The organism is Enterococcus sp. LJL128 (genome assembly GCF_056924295.1).
This window is the reverse complement of sequence record NZ_JBXPBP010000015.1, coordinates 24,472-41,738: the sequence shown is the minus strand read 5'-3', so window position 1 is coordinate 41,738 and position 17,267 is coordinate 24,472. Positions and strand designations below refer to the sequence as shown.

General features: G+C 34.4%; 24 protein-coding genes and 1 tRNA gene. 21 read left to right on the top strand and 4 right to left on the bottom strand.

What is annotated here, in order from left to right; all coding sequences use genetic code 11:
• Positions 1-2: 2 nt before the first annotated feature.
• On the top strand, positions 3-131 hold the full coding sequence (locus tag AC1Z3K_RS15045) for a FeoB-associated Cys-rich membrane protein (RefSeq protein ID WP_426084056.1): 129 nt from the start codon (positions 3-5) through the stop codon (positions 129-131).
• A 167-nt stretch (positions 132-298) separates the two neighbouring features.
• A tRNA-Lys gene (locus tag AC1Z3K_RS15040) sits at positions 299-371 on the top strand.
• Positions 372-529: 158 nt separating this feature from the next.
• On the opposite strand, the gene AC1Z3K_RS15035 is transcribed toward AC1Z3K_RS15040, so the two are convergent.
• The 4 genes from AC1Z3K_RS15035 to AC1Z3K_RS15020 form a co-directional block, all read right to left on the bottom strand.
• Complete coding sequence (locus AC1Z3K_RS15035) at positions 530-964, bottom strand: hypothetical protein (RefSeq protein WP_461733157.1); 435 nt, start codon at positions 962-964, stop codon at positions 530-532.
• A 61-nt stretch (positions 965-1,025) separates the two neighbouring features.
• Entirely contained in the window at positions 1,026-2,168 is a 1,143-nt protein-coding gene (locus AC1Z3K_RS15030; RefSeq protein ID WP_461733156.1) for a tyrosine-type recombinase/integrase, read from the bottom strand.
• A 42-nt stretch (positions 2,169-2,210) separates the two neighbouring features.
• Positions 2,211-2,696, bottom strand: coding sequence for an ImmA/IrrE family metallo-endopeptidase (locus AC1Z3K_RS15025; RefSeq protein ID WP_461733155.1), 486 nt, complete (start codon positions 2,694-2,696; stop codon positions 2,211-2,213).
• A gap of 37 nt (positions 2,697-2,733) precedes the next feature.
• Positions 2,734-3,111 carry a helix-turn-helix domain-containing protein gene (locus tag AC1Z3K_RS15020; protein WP_461733154.1) on the bottom strand — a complete coding sequence of 126 codons (378 nt, stop codon included), beginning with the start codon at positions 3,109-3,111 and terminating at the stop codon, positions 2,734-2,736.
• Between the two features lie 168 nt (positions 3,112-3,279).
• Between AC1Z3K_RS15020 and AC1Z3K_RS15015 the strand changes: the two genes are divergently transcribed.
• The 19 genes from AC1Z3K_RS15015 to AC1Z3K_RS14925 all read left to right on the top strand — a co-directional run bounded on the left by AC1Z3K_RS15015 (position 3,280) and on the right by AC1Z3K_RS14925 (position 17,256).
• The gene (locus AC1Z3K_RS15015; RefSeq protein WP_461733153.1) at positions 3,280-3,591 is read left to right on the top strand and encodes a hypothetical protein; all 312 of its coding nucleotides are present in this window, start codon (positions 3,280-3,282) and stop codon (positions 3,589-3,591) included.
• Positions 3,588-4,421, top strand: a complete 834-nt coding sequence (locus tag AC1Z3K_RS15010) for a recombinase family protein (RefSeq protein WP_461733152.1) — start codon at positions 3,588-3,590, stop codon at positions 4,419-4,421. The genes AC1Z3K_RS15015 and AC1Z3K_RS15010 overlap by 4 nt, the downstream gene beginning before the upstream one ends.
• A 107-nt stretch (positions 4,422-4,528) precedes the next feature.
• Positions 4,529-4,732, top strand: coding sequence for a DNA-binding protein (locus AC1Z3K_RS15005; RefSeq protein WP_461733151.1), 204 nt, complete (start codon positions 4,529-4,531; stop codon positions 4,730-4,732).
• Positions 4,733-4,742: 10 nt separating this feature from the next.
• Positions 4,743-5,348, top strand: a complete 606-nt coding sequence (locus tag AC1Z3K_RS15000) for a SprT-like domain-containing protein (protein WP_461733150.1) — start codon at positions 4,743-4,745, stop codon at positions 5,346-5,348.
• Positions 5,349-5,380: 32 nt separating this feature from the next.
• Positions 5,381-5,578, top strand: a complete 198-nt coding sequence (locus AC1Z3K_RS14995) for a hypothetical protein (protein WP_461733149.1) — start codon at positions 5,381-5,383, stop codon at positions 5,576-5,578.
• 15 nt (positions 5,579-5,593) lie between these two features.
• The gene (locus AC1Z3K_RS14990; protein WP_461733148.1) at positions 5,594-5,983 is read left to right on the top strand and encodes a hypothetical protein; all 390 of its coding nucleotides are present in this window, start codon (positions 5,594-5,596) and stop codon (positions 5,981-5,983) included.
• Complete coding sequence (locus AC1Z3K_RS14985) at positions 5,973-6,593, top strand: hypothetical protein (protein WP_461733147.1); 621 nt, start codon at positions 5,973-5,975, stop codon at positions 6,591-6,593. Before AC1Z3K_RS14990 ends, AC1Z3K_RS14985 begins: the two co-directional genes overlap by 11 nt.
• Positions 6,568-6,807: a hypothetical protein gene (locus AC1Z3K_RS14980; protein WP_461733146.1), complete on the top strand. Its 240-nt coding sequence runs from the start codon at positions 6,568-6,570 to the stop codon at positions 6,805-6,807. The genes AC1Z3K_RS14985 and AC1Z3K_RS14980 overlap by 26 nt, the downstream gene beginning before the upstream one ends.
• A gap of 450 nt (positions 6,808-7,257) precedes the next feature.
• Positions 7,258-7,428: a DUF6906 family protein gene (locus tag AC1Z3K_RS14975; protein WP_461733145.1), complete on the top strand. Its 171-nt coding sequence runs from the start codon at positions 7,258-7,260 to the stop codon at positions 7,426-7,428.
• A gap of 76 nt (positions 7,429-7,504) precedes the next feature.
• On the top strand, positions 7,505-7,834 hold the full coding sequence (locus tag AC1Z3K_RS14970; protein WP_461733144.1) for a hypothetical protein: 330 nt from the start codon (positions 7,505-7,507) through the stop codon (positions 7,832-7,834).
• A gap of 1 nt (position 7,835) precedes the next feature.
• The gene (locus AC1Z3K_RS14965) at positions 7,836-8,234 is read left to right on the top strand and encodes a DUF961 family protein (RefSeq protein WP_461733143.1); all 399 of its coding nucleotides are present in this window, start codon (positions 7,836-7,838) and stop codon (positions 8,232-8,234) included.
• 304 nt (positions 8,235-8,538) lie between these two features.
• Entirely contained in the window at positions 8,539-9,789 is a 1,251-nt protein-coding gene (locus AC1Z3K_RS14960) for a hypothetical protein (protein ID WP_461733142.1), read from the top strand.
• A 60-nt stretch (positions 9,790-9,849) separates the two neighbouring features.
• Entirely contained in the window at positions 9,850-9,981 is a 132-nt protein-coding gene (locus AC1Z3K_RS14955; RefSeq protein WP_461733141.1) for a hypothetical protein, read from the top strand.
• Between the two features lie 22 nt (positions 9,982-10,003).
• Complete coding sequence (locus AC1Z3K_RS14950; RefSeq protein WP_461733140.1) at positions 10,004-10,573, top strand: GNAT family N-acetyltransferase; 570 nt, start codon at positions 10,004-10,006, stop codon at positions 10,571-10,573.
• Between the two features lie 362 nt (positions 10,574-10,935).
• The gene (locus tag AC1Z3K_RS14945; protein ID WP_461733139.1) at positions 10,936-12,114 is read left to right on the top strand and encodes a replication initiation factor domain-containing protein; all 1,179 of its coding nucleotides are present in this window, start codon (positions 10,936-10,938) and stop codon (positions 12,112-12,114) included.
• A 39-nt stretch (positions 12,115-12,153) separates the two neighbouring features.
• Positions 12,154-14,925: an isopeptide-forming domain-containing fimbrial protein gene (locus AC1Z3K_RS14940; protein ID WP_461733138.1), complete on the top strand. Its 2,772-nt coding sequence runs from the start codon at positions 12,154-12,156 to the stop codon at positions 14,923-14,925.
• Positions 14,926-15,009: 84 nt separating this feature from the next.
• The gene (locus tag AC1Z3K_RS14935; RefSeq protein ID WP_461733137.1) at positions 15,010-16,608 is read left to right on the top strand and encodes a conjugal transfer protein; all 1,599 of its coding nucleotides are present in this window, start codon (positions 15,010-15,012) and stop codon (positions 16,606-16,608) included.
• Between the two features lie 3 nt (positions 16,609-16,611).
• Positions 16,612-16,857 carry a TcpD family membrane protein gene (locus AC1Z3K_RS14930; RefSeq protein WP_461733136.1) on the top strand — a complete coding sequence of 82 codons (246 nt, stop codon included), beginning with the start codon at positions 16,612-16,614 and terminating at the stop codon, positions 16,855-16,857.
• Positions 16,858-16,860: 3 nt separating this feature from the next.
• Positions 16,861-17,256 (top strand): TcpE family conjugal transfer membrane protein, encoded by a 396-nt coding sequence (locus tag AC1Z3K_RS14925; RefSeq protein ID WP_461733135.1) that lies wholly within the window; start codon positions 16,861-16,863, stop codon positions 17,254-17,256.
• Positions 17,257-17,267: the final 11 nt, after the last annotated feature.

Sequence of the window (17,267 nt, the reverse complement as noted above, 5' to 3'; positions counted from 1 at the left end):
ATATGGCAACGATTGTTTTAGCTGTTATCATTTTCGGCAGCGCCGGCTATATCGTCTATAGTCGAATGAAAAAGGGACAGGACTGTACAGACTGTCATACAACTTGTCCAGTGAAGAAAGAACAGGAATGAGATAGAAGGATTCTCTGTCAGTGTAAAACTGGCTGCTGACAGAGAAGGGGTTGATTGTTTCACGCAATTTTAAACAGAGAAAAATAGTGAGTAGAATCTTTCAAATTTTAATAGAGATTTCACTTGAATAAGTGAGACTGTGGTGCTACAATAATTAAGTATTGTTTGGGCCGTTAGCTCAGTTGGTAGAGCAGCTGACTCTTAATCAGCGGGTCGCGGGTTCGAGCCCCTCACGGCCCATTGGGTGCCAAACCCACGAGAATGGCGTTACATCGGCGTTTACGGACGTTTAGAAGATGTAATGCGCATTCTCTTTTTTGTTTTTTTGAGAAATATGTTGTCTAAAAATGCCTACTTACTAATAGTTAGTGAATAGGCGATTTTTTTAAGATGTTATTTTATTTAGTTCTATCAATGATGTAGATCATGTCTCCGTCAAGAAATTCGAGATCATGGTATGTAAAATCAATGTCATCGTATTGAGCAATGTATGAAACTTGCTTTGCTTCTACATCGATTGAATGCTCAGCTACTTCTTTTTCAGTTTCGTAACTAGTAGCGTATAGTTCTTTTCCGTCATTGATTAGTTCAATTATTTGCTCTTTTTTCATTTTAAAAGTACCTACTTTCTGATTTTTTAAATATTCATCAAATTCATTAAGTGTTAACTCAGCTATTGTTGCTAGTTTCTTTATTGTGCCGTATTTCACGTTGTTGAAATCATTTGAGTTATCAAGTCGTTGTAAACTACTTGCGGTGATGTGGGCTTTTTTACTTATTTCATAGTTACTTTTAATGCAGTAATCTTTCTTGTATTGTTCAAACCAGTTCATTGTTGCCTCCTTATCTTACTAATATATTACTACTCATTGCGTATTAAGTCAATAAGAAAATTTAGAAAAGATTATTTAATTTATCACTCATTGATTTTTGTGCATTAGGGTACAAGTGTCCGTAAGTGTCTATTGTTGTTGTAATAGAGGCGTGCCCCAGTCTGGCTTTAATTGCTGTCGGTTCTTCACCGTTGTGGATCAGTAAAGCAACGTGAGAATGTCTAAAGTCATGTAATCGGATTGGTGTAATGTTCAAATCGTTTTCTTTTATGATCCGTTTGATCCGTCTGCTAAAAAAATCTCTTGATGGATGATTTTCATTGTATTGAAAGACTAAGAGATTTTCTTTATCGAAGTTCTGAAACGTATCGATAAGAAATTGGACTTGTGATTCTTTCCAAATTCTGAGCTTGTTTAATAGATTGCTGTTTATCGTCACGTAACGCCGACTGTTAGCCGTTTTCGGTTCTGTAGTGATGTATTTGCCTTTAATCAATGAAGCCGTCTTATTCACCCGTATTTCGCCTCTATTAAAATCTATGTCTTTCCATGTTAGAGCAATCATTTCCCCAGCTCTAAGACCTGTAAGAAAAGCAACTTGATAGAATAATGAAGTGTACGGCTCTTTTTCCTCGTCAATCGCATTTAGAAATATTTTGAAAGTGTCAGCCGTCCAGAAATCCATATCCTTTTTTTGAAATTTCAGTTTTTCAATGTTTCTACAAGGGTTTTCTGTGAGAATGTTCTCTTTAATTGCAGTGTTAAACAGTTTACCTAGTAAGATCATGATTTTGTTAATAGAGTTCTTAGACAATACTTTTTTGCTATCTGATTCTTTTTCTAGTAAGTGATTCTGAAAATCGTTTACTTGCTTAAACTTAATAACTGTAAGTAAAGTTTTTTTGAAATAAGGTTGAATGTGATTTTTGTATAATTCCTGTTGTGATCGTATGTAGCTAGCTTTTTGATTCGTTGTGTACTTGTCAAAGTAAATTTCTTTTATGTCTTCTAAAGTAAAAGAGTTTGCTGAGACAAGTTTTTTTTCGTGATAAAGTCTCAGATATTTTGCCTCAAGTTCTTTTGCTTCCTTTTTAGTTTTTAGTTTTCCACTTGAAACTCTTATCCTCCGTTGTTTCTTTGTAATTGGGTCAATTCCTAAACTGACATCTAATGAATAACCGTTTGCTTCTTTTCTAATTACCAATTAAATCACCTCTCTAAAATACGAACGTATGTTCTTTTGTGTTCAAAAAAAATGGGCTGTATTACTTTGGTAATATTTTAAGTCTAAAATATCTGGATCAATATTGAAGTAAGTGGCTACTTCATTGTAACTCATGTTTTCGATATAAGTTAGTTCTTCCTCTAATAATCTGTCAGGTAATAATAACTCACAAGCGAAAGTTTCCGCTTCTTGTTCTAACTTAGCTGTAAAAGATAAGGTGCTGAGACTTAATCGAAAAACGTTTAAATGCTTATGTAGAAAATAATGACCGAGTTCATGAGCAACAACTCTATCGGTTGTTCTCTCGTCTTCTATGTTTTCGTTAATGTGAATGATGTAACTGTTCTTGTAATTCTGTAGGAAGCCTTTAATAGCTCCTAAATCTGATTTTAAAATAATGATACCTAAATATTCAGCAATTAGCACCGGATCATTTGAGCTATAAAAATCAATGATTTTAGTAGCTTCTTCCTTTATCTTCCTGTTTATCCCCTTGATAAGTTCCACCTAGCTTCCTATTTTTGAAAGTGTATATTCAAAAATATTATTCTTTTTTCTTCATGTCGTCAACTGTCCGCATAGCGTTTTTCATTGCAATCTTAACAAGCCTTGCGGTTTCTTCGTCAATGTCTCCATTTTTATCTTTTAAAAATAAAAGAGTGTCCTCAGATTTTAATTCGTCAAAAGTAGAATCAATTACTTGTTCTAACTTATTTTTTCGCTTGTCCGGTCGTCCTAAAAGATAGTCAGAAGACACATCAAAAAAATTAGCAATATCATTTATTGTTTTTGCTGTTGGCTGGATTTTTCCATTTTCATAACTACTAATTGTAGTTTGTTCCAAAAATAAAATATCAGCTAGTTCCTTTTGAGTAAGTCTTTTTTTCTTTCTTAGGGCTTTAAGAATTTCTCCGAACTCCATAAAATCAACTCCTTAAATGAATTTTAGCATTAAAATCTTAAAAAATGTGGGAGTATAAAGAAAAATCTTAAAACTTCTTGACAATATGATTATAATGGTATAAAATAAGATTATAAATAATAAATATACATAAAATAACATTTATAATCGTTAGAAAGGAAGATGGATGTGAAAACAGCAAAAACTTATCAAAATATTGGTTGGATTACTGTAGTTGGAGGAAAAAATTTTGGAAAAAGTCATCCTGTATATCGTGAACGCTGTTATGCGATGGATTGCTTTGTTGTCACTACAACGGATAATGAAGAAATAATTGCTTTCATAGAAACTAACAATGTTAACCATTACTATAATTTAGCTGAGTTTGAAGAAACTAGAGAAAGTGTTTCTCTTAATCATTTAGAAGAAAAAAATGTTATTACTATACGTAAATCAGAACAGGATTACTGGAATAAAGTGGCAAACTGGAGATATCAATGAAGGTAGCAATTTATACACGTGTTTCTTCTTATCATCAAGCTGAGGAAGGACATTCATTAGATGCACAGAAAAAAATATTGATTCAATATGCTGAAAGTCGTCTTTGGACTATTTCAAGTATATACACTGATGAAGGTATTTCAGGAAAGAACACCGTAAAACGACTAGGCTTTCAAAAAATGCTTTCAGATGCTAGGTCAAAAAAATTTGATATTATTCTTGTTTGGAAATTAAGTAGATTTTCAAGAAACCTTCGTGATCTTGTCTTATCGTTAGAAGATTTGAATAAATGGGGTGTTTCACTTGTTAGCTACAGCGAACATTTCGATTTATCAACTCCGACTGGAAAATTGATGTTCAATGTCATTGGAGCATTTGCCGAATTTGAAAGAGAAACAATCGCCGAAAATGTTCGGATGGGAAAGCAAGAAGCAGTCATTCAAGGTGGTCGTTCTATGGCTTTCTGTCTCGGATATCATGTAGAAAACAATGATTTTATTGTTAATGCTAGAGAAGCACGTTTGGTAAATGAAATATATGATATGTATTTAGAAGTCAAGTGTATAAGTAAGGTAACAGAATTTTTAAACGATATGGGATATAGAGGATTGAGAGGAAAAAAATTCCGTTTTAATTCAATAAGAATTATTCTAACAAATGTTTCTTATACAGGATTTTCTCGATTTAAAGGGAGTATCCCTTGTAAATATAAAACAATTCCTCAGATCATTTCTGAATCAAAATATGATGAAGTTCAGGGTATTCTTAAATCTAAAGCTAAAGGAAATGGATTATTTTATAAAACTGTTGAAGAATGGCTACAAAGTTAAATATGATTATAATCATAAAAAGTGTTGACTTTAAGATTATTGCAAGTTATAATAAGATTATAAATAATAAATGTACAGAAAATAATGATTATAATGGTGGTGAGATTGTGGAAATTAAATTCCTTACTGCAAAGGAAGTTAGTGAACTAATGAAATGCAGTAAGTCAAAAGCTTATTCGATTATTAAAGAGTTGAATGTTGATCTTGAAAAAGATGGGATCAAGGTTAGTAATGGACGAATCAATGAAGCGGTGTTTGCTAAGGCTTACGGCTTCACAAGTGAAATAAAAATAAAACAAGAACAGGAGTAGTGATAGGAAGATGGGAGAACAAAAGACTTTATCAAAAGTGATTGAAATGTTGGAAGCTGGATTTGATGTTTTAAATGAAAAGTATTTTGAAAATACACTTTCAAAATCTGTCATAACAGTACAAAGCACGCCGGGGTCTGATGGTCATTTTACTTATGGTAAAGTTTGGAATCTTCCAGAAAACCAGCGAGCTTATGAAATTAATATTAGTGCTGAATCCATTGGGAATGAAATAGAGCATACTGTTGATACGTTAATTCATGAAATGGTACACCAATACTGTACAGAAAATGAAATTAAAGAGACAAGCAGAAGTGGTACATACCATAACAAACGTTTTAAAGCAGAAGCTGAAAAACGAGGGTTAATCGTTAGTTTTGATAAAAAATACGGATTTGGCTTTACAAAACCATCTGAGGAAGTTATTGAGTTTGTCAGAAGTAATGAAGTTTTTCAACAAATTGCTCTTTCAAGAACTACAATTATTGAAGAAAAGGAAAAAAAGAAGTCAAGTACACGAAAATATAAATGTCCGACTTGCGATCAGTCAGTTAGAGCAACTAAAGAAGTAAAAGTTATCTGTGGTGAATGCGGGATCAATATGGTTTGCTGTTAACCTACAGCAAACCAACATGAGGAGGAAACAAAATGGATGTACGTACTATTGAATTGTCTGTTGCTGAATGTTCAGATTTAAAAGTATTTATTTTGCTCGATATTGAAAATAAAACGAAAACATTAGACTGGTTATCTGAAAGATTTGAAGATGAAAGCGCAAGAAAATTGTATGAAAGTTATGAAAAAAAGATAGCAAAGCTAAATGTTTTGCTGAATAAACTTGATTAACGAGGAGGCGACTGAGTGAAAGGAAAAGAGCTACTAGCATTAGAAAAAAAGATTTCTGACAAAGAAAAAATGAAACGAAAGGAGGAAAAAAGAAAACGGGTTGAAAAATTGATGAATGATGAACAATTCTATATTTCATTAATTGATAAATCTGTTTTTCAAAGAATCATACAGCAATTTATTTACCGGAAAATTGGAACACTTTTATTTGTTGCTTTTTTCGCTTTAATTCCTGTCGTTTTACAAATGGATGGCATCTTGGTTAAAACTTTTATCTCCTTTGTTTTGTTCTATTCTGCTTTAGCTTGTCTGTTAAGTGTTGTAATTGTTTTATCAGATAAAAACGTTAGATATGAGTTGAGAAAGATTTATAAGAGCTTAGAGGAGGAAACAAATGATAGTTGAAAGAGTAAAAGAGATTAGTAAGCTTTTGTTGAATCAGTATTTTATTTATATGAGAATGCTTAGTTGGAAAAATGGCAAGAATGGATTGAAAGAAACTGAAAAACTCGCTTTTTTTCAAAGTGTGAGTTCTGATTATTTACACAATATCCCAGCAATAATTTTAGGTTTAAATGAAACGAATTTAGAAGATGGGTTAACTGAATTAAAAGGTGCGGTATCAAGTATTTTATATTATATCAATTCAACCTATTTTTATACTACTGGAAATAAACAAGTTTTTTATCAATTTAAGGTGTTTCTGGAAGTGACTAAAAAAGAGTTATCAAGAATTTCTGATCTTTCTATACAATCCGAAGCAAGTATTCAAGAAAATGAAAGTATTGAAAATGTTTGCACGATTGGCTTTAAAAAAGATGAATATGAAAAGGTAAAAACTGAGTTAGAAAAGTTCGAAAAACAGGAGTTACAGCGATGCTTAGATATCTATGGAAAAGTGATGGAATTTAATTATTATCCGGATGAACAAGCTGATTTTTTAGAAAATGTGTACGTCGCTATGAAAATCATTTGTGAGGAGGAAGAAAATGAGCAGAAAACAAGAATACTATGAACTGGCAATATACAATCCTCTTTTCAGGGTTATCAATGTCATGAATGTGTCAAAACGTGAAAGAGACAGAATAATTTTAGATATGATATTACATGAGATGGAATACTCGAAAAATCCAGTAGAAGTAAGAATTGTTTTTGATGAAGGATTTATATTTTCTGTTGAGTATGAAAGGGTGAGGGAAATTGCTAGACGAGTAAAAGGAGAAAAATAAAAACTTGCTTTATTGAGGTATCTATAAAGCTGAGATACTTCACTAAAACAAGTTTTAAGGGTTAGATTTCAATTTAGCGGGCTTGTGATCCTGAAAAAAAAGAAAGATGATCCATACATTAAAATTTGTTTAACTTTGTCCTTTGAAAACTGAATAGCCGTCATAGAAAAATCTGACTTACTCTATATGAGGTTACAGGATAATTCTATGACGTACAGTGAGCCTTTAAGACGTCAATGTGTGCTACTCTCTGACAAGAATAAGTATACATGAAACGACTTTAAAAGTCACTCTCTGCGCTGTTTGCAATTTACTGCGAAAGAAAATTGCATATGGTTATTGAATGAAATGTGCTGTTGTTTTTCAGCAAAGAACTGCGGTTCGAGCGTGTCCTAGAATATGCGATGATCTGAAAAACAATATAAAATTATTGAGGAGTGATTTATATAGATGAAACATTTGAGAAAGCCTAGTAGAAAAATAAAAGAAATGTTATCAAATCATGGGAAGGGGTGTATAAAGCTAAATCCGGCTAATTGGTACGTAGAACGTCAGACAAGCCGTGAAATAGTGTGTGTTAACCCGAAAACAGGGAAAAAGTTAACTTTGAATGTAGCTTAAAAAATAGCTACTAAGAGAAATACTTGTAAGAGCAAAGGAAGAACAATATTAATTTTGAAAGGAAGATATAAGAAAAATGGGTGTAAAAAAATTATTTATTGACGTATCAGAAATGGGCGTTATGTTAATGCAACAGCATGTTAGAACAATTTCAGAAGGAAGCGGTAGAAATCGGGTTCCGGTTTATGAACGCTTTGAGGTAGCAAGTGAGAAAATGGGAAAAATTGAAATTGATGTCCCTGTAGAAAAAGCGATTAAAGGGGTTCGTTATGGTGCGCCTGTGACAGTCGAAAATCCTTGCGTCTTGCCTCGCTCGGTCGTTAATAATATTAATGGATCAAAGCGGGCTAAGGTTGAGTTTATTATGACTGTTGATGAATTAAAAGTACAAGGGGGAACTAATTAATATGGCAATTTCATTTGAAAAAAATATTGTTCCGGCTAATCCGGAAAAAACTTTAGGAAACTTGATTTTTGTAAGCTCGGAATCTCGCGAAGGTTTCGAAAATGGTGAAAGAACTGGTGAAATCGTTGAACAGCGTGTAGAAGTGTCTAGCGATGTTCAGCAATCTACAATTAGAGTAGTGTTACCAGCGACTACAGATGTAAAGTCGTTCAAATTTGGTGATACTGTGGAATTGGTAGAGCCTACATTTATGGCGTGGGCGATGATTGATCCGGAAGCATATGGAAATTTTGCAGACGCCGACGTAAAAGTAACTGCAAAAGACATTAAGAAAAAAGGCGGTCTACGTCAGCAATTAAACGATAAAAAAGACCAGAAGCAGGATGTTCCCTCTATTTAAAAATAGTGGGATACATTCAGGCAGTGTCAATGGTAAATGTCTGACCGAAGGGAATTTAAGGAATTGACACGTTATCTATTTAAAACCCTTCTGACTGTTCTTTTCGGAATACAAATGCCGAAAAGAGCTGGCTCCCGCCGAGGGGGTGTCCTCATGAGTGAGGATGTAGGAGCTGAATTATATAAAAGTTTGGTGTGTGCCCTTTTTAAAGGGTACGGTCTTAGAAAGAGGTGATTTATTGAAACTGTTCAAGTGGAAAGGTTTCAGGATCAGAAAGAGACACAAAGGGGCGCCGATCCGGTTCGTGTTTTATTTAATGCTTCCGGTTCTGGCTGTCACTGGATTTTTGGAATACATGATGATTAGTCAAGGTCAACAGTCTACAATAATTTTAACGTCTACGGCTGTATCTGGTTTGATGTTATCGTTTATTCTTGCGTATCTGATGATCTATTTTCCCTTTTACAATCATTACAAAAGGTTACTTCACAAAAGAAAACTAGCAAAAATGATTATTAGCAGACGGCTTTTCGTTGAAGTGGCTAAAACTGGAAAGAATGCAAAAGGGAAAAAAACAATCTACTTTCCTAAAATATTTTATCAATACAAGAAAGGGTATATCTATGTAAGGTTTCCGCTAGACCTCGGACCTTTTCAAGCAAAATTTAATGAACTGGCGGGCGAATTAGAAGAAGCTTTTTTCTGCGACATGCTGGAAGCACAACGAGAAGAAGACTATGTTTGCTACAAACTTCTCTATGATATCGAGAAGAAAAGAATCAATATCAATGATTTGGTTGTGAAAGATTTTGTTTTAGAACTAATGGACGGCGTAGCATGGGAAATCAATAAAACGCCTCATGCCCTGATCGCCGGAGGCACCGGAGGGGGTAAGACTTATTTCTTCTTATCTCTTTTAAAAGCGTTAATTCCGGCGGGTGCTCTAATAGATGTTTGTGATCCGAAGAAAGCTGATTTGTTGGACTTGGGTGATTTACCATTTTTTAAAGGTCATGTATTTTTCGGTGCGGGTATTATTAAATGTCTGGAAAATAACGTAAGTGATATGAATGATCGCTATGAAAAAATGAAGGCTTCCCCAAACTATAAAACAGGAAAAAACTATTCATTCTTTGGATTCAAGCCAAAATTTATTTTTGTTGACGAGTGGCCGGCATATTACAGTTCATTAGATACTAAAGAACGAAAGAAAGCCATGCAACTTCTAAATCAAATAATTCTGATGGGCAGACAGTCCGGCTACTTCCTTGTGTTAGGTATGCAAAGACCGGACGCAAAATACATTGACGGAGCACTTCGAGACAGTTTCGGCTTGCGTGTAACGCTAGGGAAAATGTCGCAATCCGGCTATAAAATGATGTTTGATTCTACAATCAAATCATTGTTTAATAAGCCGATTAAAGGTCGAGGCTATGCGGACGTAGGAACGGAACAGGTACAAGAGTTTTATTCTCCGTTTGTAAATGCTGACTTTGATTTCATGAAGGAGTTCGCAAAATATCCGGCACAAGAGGAACTGGAGGCGGTGGCTTAATGACAATTTATGAAGCGGGTGGTGTCTGTAAAATTTGTGGTGGTGATAAATATTTTTTAGATGATAAAGAATATTGTGAAATCTGTTCTAGTGTTGAATGTGATGATTGTGGTTGTAATCGGTTTGATTGTAGCGAGCTATGGCAAAATCAAAGAAAGTGCTGTCCTGACTGTAAATGCAATCAAATCATAAACAATTAATTGAGGGAGGATTTATGGAATTAAGTTTTATAAGTGTTGGTTTAAGAAATGCTGGCATGTACTATAGAATGAAAAGTGATTTCATTAGACAATACATTCCGTTGGCTGAGGAGATAGGAATTAAAGATATTGTTGCAGAAAATTACTCTCCTCAACAAGCAAAGAAAAATTTTTGTGATAGGAAAGATATGACTGTTGATTATATTTCCATCGATAAAAAAATGGTTGGGTTTATCGAATATTCAAGAAAATTTTCTGAACATGTAAATGAAGATGTTTGTTTTATTGATGGTCTTTATCTGCTAGATGATTTTAGAGGGAATGGGATTGGAAAAAGAGTGATAAATCTTTTTTTAGATAGACATGGTTTGTTAGAATTGACGTGTCATTATTCTAATAAAGCACATGATTTTTATGAAAAACTAGGTTTTAAAAGAGAATACACACAATACTTTCTTAAAGAAAGTAGGTGTGCTCGGTGTGGGAATAAAATTGTAAAGTGTGCTAACTGTCAGAAACAGGAAAGAAAGGATTGTCCTGCCTGTGCATGTGAAAATTGCTGGACAATTGATTTGCAAAACTGAATACAAAAAAATGCAGTGATAACAAGGTGATTTCTAAAGGCTTGCTATCATTTTTTTTTGTTGCCAAAATCAGGGATGATCCGCCGATTAAACAGGATAGGCGGTAAGAATATTGTCCACACCAAAAGTAAAAGGCGTAGAGTCGCCCTTAGGCGACTCAATGGTAATGTAGGCTTTTTCTTTTGAGTGTGGGGCGGGCGCTCTTTGCCCGCCTCAAACCCCCAGTATCTAAAAGGGGGGTAAAAAACACTGAATATTTGTTCACTAACAAACGGTAAACACTGATACAGCAAGCAATTTGTAAAATTTTAGCTTGTCACACTCTGCAATTTTTAAGTGTGAAGGTGTGACAAAGGAAAGCGGTGAAGAAAATAGAAGGCTATGAACTGCGGGAAATGAGGTTAAGAAGGAATTTAAGCCAACGGCTTGTATCTGAGACTTTCGGCTTTGATCGTTCTTATCTTGCGAAAGTAGAAAAGGGGGAGCGATTCTTTTCACCTGACATGCTTTCGGCAATTTTAGATTTCTATAACTCGATAGAAGTTAGTGAGGTTATAGAAGCTAAGTTTGATTATGTGAGAATCAGATTTCCAACGCACGATGTGCGAAAGGTAATTGAATCCGTTTTGCACATGGATTTTGATTACTTTGATAATAAGCCTACTGGCTTGTATGGCTATAAAGAAATGTATTTCTTGGGTGCCATTCGGGTACTTGATTCTGAGAAAGGAGACGAAAGGGGGGTATTGATTGAGCTGTCCGGTCAAGGATGCCGGAATTATGATTGCATTCTCGAAGAACTACAGGAAAATTGGAAGAACTTTCTAACTAGAGTGTTTGAGAATAAAGGTTCGGTTACTCGAATTGATGTAGCTTTAGATGATTATGAGGAAATTTTTTCCATTCCTGAGCTGGCAAAAAGGCTTAAAAATGGAATGTATCAAACAAAATTTAAGTCTATGCGGGTAATCAATCAGGAAAGTTTACAAGAGGAAGATTCTGAGGGCGTCACTGTCTATCTAGGGTCAAGGCAAAGTCTGATGCACTTTTGCTTTTATCAAAAGAACTATGAAACGGCAAAGCGTGAAAAGATTCCGGTGGAAGATGTTGAGGTCAAAAACCGATATGAAGTCCGGATGACAAATGAAAAAGCAAAAGAATTTCTAAAAATGTATATGACTAGCTTTGATTTCTCTAGTTTGATTTTAGGAATCATTAGCAATCAGTTAACTGTTTTTGAAATAGATAGGAATGGTTGTGAAACGGTTTGGAAAAAATGGTTGAAATTAATCGGCAATGCAAAAGCGATCAATTTAAAAATTGAGCCGGAAAAACCAACGTTTAAAAAGAAAGTGGCATATGTAGATACATTTATGAGCCGGACGTTGAAATTGATTCAAAGCAAAGATGAAATTTTTGGTACGAATACATTGCAAGATATTATTGATCGTGCTGAATTGCGGGATCAGGATGAAAAGTTACTTGATGTTGAAGTAGCTGAAACAAGTGAATTTGCAAAAGCTACCGGAATTGTTTTGTAAGTGCACTTTCAAAAAAAAAAAAAGAAATGAGGGTAAGAATTGAGAAGTAATAAATTTAAAGTGTTGCGGTCTGTGTTGGGCTTGTCGCTTTCTCTCTTGATGTTTGGCGGGGCTAGTACAGCAGTTGCTGAGGTAATTAAAGTAGATCGTGAAAACCCAGTAATTACCGCTGAAAACAATCTTGTGATTGAAAAGAATATGAGTAAAAAACCGACTGTAAAAGTTAGTACAAATAATTCAGGTGCAACCGTTAAATATTTTGATGATCCTAAACTTTCAGAACCACACCACACGTTTCAAGATGGGTATGGGGCGAATCGAGTAGTATTTTCGAATATGCCGGATACATTCAAAATAACAGTCAATTATGACTATGTAGGTAAGTATAAGGGAAAAAATATTTCTGCGGTGGCTGAGTATTCGAATTTAAAGGTGCATGGAAACGAACAATTTTTTGTTATCTCGGATAATCTTTATAGTGGACATTGGTACCATAACATTTACCAATTCGATTATTCATTAAAGTTTTTTGAGGAAAACGGGAATCCGGTTTTGCTTTCAGGTGATTCGTTTCTTTCTGTAAATTCTTTGAATGGTTCGGGGTTACTTGATCCAGCAGAAAATACGGCAAACGAATTTGTGTCTTATTTGAATCAGGATCAGAACATGAAAACATACATTACAGATGATTCAAATGTGATTGAAATGGAAAATCCGTTCTCCTCTGGCAAAGTATTTGCGGGTGGAAATGGTAATTTTACGGATGTGTTAGGTTCAAAAACATTTAAAAGAAATACTGTAAGTTTTCAGGTAAACGGATCAGAAATGAAGTTTCGTGTCGGTTCTTTAAAGAAAAGTCCGGATGTCTGGAACTCGTTCAGTTGTGCGACATTGTTCAATACGGAACAGAAAACGCCTGTGAAAAAAGTAGTTGATGATTCTGGAAAAGATATGGATAAAAAAGTAGTCAAAGCTGGCGATGTGCTAACCTATCAAATTGAGCAAAAAGTGCATACGCTCGGTGTTGACTTACTAGAGCGTTATTCAACGTTTGAAATCAAAGACCAGCTACCGGAAAAAGTAGTTTTTGAAAAAGCGTGGCTGAAAGAAGACGAACAAGGCGAAGTGACATTTGATGAAGATAAAAACGAAGTTTTGTATGCTGCTTCTTCTGAATTTTTAAAATCAATGAAGCTGGATGGTGAAACATATGTCTTGAACGTTCAAGTAAAAGTAAGTGAGGATGTTCGGGCTAGTGATTTGCTTGTTAATACAGCTTCAGTAACTGTTAACTCTACAGAAAAAGAAACAAATGAAGTAGAAAATAAGGGTTCTGATCCGCAAGGATCGTTCAGGATTTTTAAAGTAACCGATCAAATAACTGGTCTTGATCCTGATACTCAGCTTCCAATATTTGAAGAGAAACCGCAAAGCGGGGTATCTTACAAAATTACAGCCAATGAAGATATCAAACTAAGTGATGGAACGGAAATTCATGAAGCTGGTGAAGATTTAGGAGAAATTTCAACGAATGAAAAAGGCGTTGCAGAAAAAGAAGATGTGTACGCTGGTCAATACAAAGCTGTTGAGTTTAAAGCTCCTTTAGGCATTCAAGTTGATCCTACGCCTATTTTAATTGATGTAGTTGCAGAAAAAGACACTGCGACAGGTGAAGGCAATCAAAAAGACCCGCTACAAGAGGTTCGGGTAAATGTTCATAAGATTTTTGAATTAGAAAACGGTGATTTTTTTAGTGGAGATTCATTAGATGATTTATCAAAATTTCTAAGAGATAAAGGCTATAGTGATGATGTTGTAACTGGAGTAATAGGAAATGTGGAACAAGATAAAAAATATTCTGCTGTTTTTGGCTTATACCATGGTGCCAATTTTAATATTGATAACGAAAATACGATTTTAAAAGATACGTTAGTTAGTACCTTAGAAACTGAAAAGGGTGTTGCTTCATATCAAGGTGTTTTGCTTCCGGAACAAACATACTACATTAAAGAAATTTCTACGAGTGAAGGATATCAAATAAACGAAAACAAATTCACTTTCATTTATGTTCCAATATCTAATGAAGCTGTTCATGAAATAAATATCTATGAAGATGGCTATGTTGACGCTGGGATCAAGAAAGAATACGGCGAAAATCAAGAAGCTGGTGAGGAGATCACAAAAGATTTTTCACCTATTAAGAATATGATGATCCGAAAAAACTCGATTGTGAAATCTATCTTGAAAGAAGATGGAACGAGGGTAGATCATTATGACTTGCTGAAAGATGGTGAAAAAGTTGTCTTTGAAGGGATGGTTTACATTGGTGATAATGATTCGATAGAATCAATCAAATTACTGGATAAACTGCCGGACGGTTTCACGCTAGAAGCTATGAGGCTTTATGATGAAACTGGAAATGATATCACTAAAAATACCACCTATGAAGTAGACGGACAGTCAGCCTCATTGATTGTAAATAAAGAGTATGCAACAAAGCTGAAAAGAACGTCTCTACGCTGGGTGTTAGATACAACGTATCATTACAAAGAGGAACATGTAGGGAATAAGCTAGAAAATCAAATAACTTTAAAGGTTAATAATGACGATATTTTATCAAATATCGTAACGTTATCGCCTCCAGTTATTGAAAAAGAAAAAGAAGTTGTAAAACCTACCGGATCATTACCACAAACAGGTGAGGAAATTCAGCGGTACGCAACACTTATCGGAGCTGTAATTTTCTTGGGTGTGATTGCATTCTGGTATACACGTAAAGGACAGCAAACGGACGAAAATAAAAATGAATAGGTACACGACTAAGACAAGAAGCTATCCGTTTCTTGTCTTTAATTTTGAAAGTGTACTTTCAAAAAAAGAAAGTGAGGGTATTGAATGGATTTACAGAAAATTTTGTTAGTTGTTCTAGGTCTTGTGTTTGTCGTGTATATGGGAACGCTTTTTATTCTGAGGCGTAAAAAGAAAAATGGGTTAGGCAAAAGTAAAAAGCAACGGAAAAAGGTAATTGAAAAGGCTGTTGAGAATCAAGAGCCAATACCTTTTTATGATCCGGTTTCTAATGAATCAAATAAAGAGTTATACACTGAAAAGGGTGATCGTACACATTGGTATAAAATCACAATCACGTTTGATACAAAAGAATCAATAGAATATGATTTTTATTCTTACAGTGATGATCTATCAAGAGATGAAATTTTAGATAAACGGTTTTATGTTAATGATCGTGAGATTTTGATTGTTAATGAAGACGGTGAGCACTATATCAATAGAAGCAAAATTGATCAAATTGATTTTCTTGAAAGAAAAATATTGGGAAATCAAATCGATACAAAAGAGGCTGAGGACTCTTTTGAAGAACAAATTCAGGAGATTGAAAAAGAGGAAAGTAAGGAGCCGGAAATTGTTCCGAAAACTTTTGTAGAAGTTGAGGAAATCAGTGAAGAAAAAGAGGAAATCTTTGAAAGTGCACTTTCAAAAAGAGGACGGTTCTTTAAAGCTAAGAAAGAAAAACGTCCATCAACAAAAAAGATAGCTGTTAAAAAATACAATCAGTTTTTCTTAATTGCGATGGTGCTGTTCCTCTTTTCTGGTGTCTTCTCCCTGTTTCGTTCCTTTGGAATTGGCGGGCGTGTGGATAAGGTTCAAGCAGTTCAGAAAGAACTTTCAGATAAAGTCACAAATGAATCCGGATCAGGTGAAAGCTATCCATTTTCTATGAACTCATTTATGAGTGACTTTATATCTGATTATATGTATTTGTCTGCTAATTCAGATGAAATGAAGGCACGAAAAGAGACATTAAAGAAGTATTATGCTGAAAATGTGTCGGCTGATAGTGAAGAAGTAAGCACTGCAAGAAAACTGATTTCTAGTGAACTGAGTGAAGTTACTGAAAAGGATACTTACTCAACAGCAGTTTATAGAATTGTTTATTCTGTAGACATTGCACACGAAGAAATCAAGAAAGAAAAAAATGGCGATTCCTTTGAAGATGTTTCTTACATCGAATATGAGACAGAAGAAAAAACAACGCTGTTGAGTATTGATTTTGTTGAGAAGGAAGGCAAGTTTTCGATTATTTCAACACCTTATTTTTCGGCAATAAAAAAAGAAGTGGCTAATTTTGAAGGTGTTAAAAAGCAAGAAGAATCAGGAACTGCTTTAGACGCTGACAAGTTAAAAGATGTTAATACGTTCTTAGATATTTTCTTTGAGAAGTACGCAACAGGAACAAATGAGGAACTACAATATTTTATGAAAAATGTAGAAAGTCTAGGTGGTGGGTATCGAGTAGATACGATTGAAACGCCTGAGGCGTTCTCTCATGACGAGTTTACAACAGTGTATGTAAAAGTAATCTTTGCTGAAAAAGAATCGAATTTGAAGCATAAAGAGGCTTTTTCATTGAAGCTTGTTAAAGAAGAAGATCAATATAAAATAAGTGAATTAAAACATAATTTAGGAGGATTTTAATAGATGAATAATTTAGTATTAGGAGCGTTGCCGTCACTTACCAATTTGGATGGTTATCTTACAACGGAGGTACAAATTGGGGTGGGTATCGTTGCTTTAATCTTGTGCATCATTCTTTGGGCTAAGCAACAAGTTGGACCACTTATTGGTGTAATATTAATGGCTTCGTTTATCTTCTTCATGGCGAATGATCCAGAAAGAATTTTTAATTCAGTTGGAGAATTGTTCAGTAAAATTTTTGGAGGATAATGGATGAAACAAAAAAATCTGTATAACTATAAAAAGGCTTTAACAGTTCCTTTTATGATCCAAAAATTGTGGCGAGGGTTTACGCTTGAAAATCCGGTTGAAATTACGAAAATGGCAGTATTCGGCTTTACGATACTATCGCTATTTACAATCTTTAGACCGTTTATGTGGCTACTTGGTTTTATTCCAGGTCTTTCGCTTGCTGGCTATATTTTGATACCGGTGGGCGTGGTTATGCTATGGGATAAGCTGGAGCCGGACGGACTAAAGATTCATGATTACGTGATAGATTTCTTGTTTTTCTTCTTTAAATATAGAGTGGGAAAAAAAGTAATCTGTCAGGATCAGCAATTCAAACAAAAAAATGAATTAATAGTATTTGAGAAAATTCAAGGTTAGGGAATCCCCTA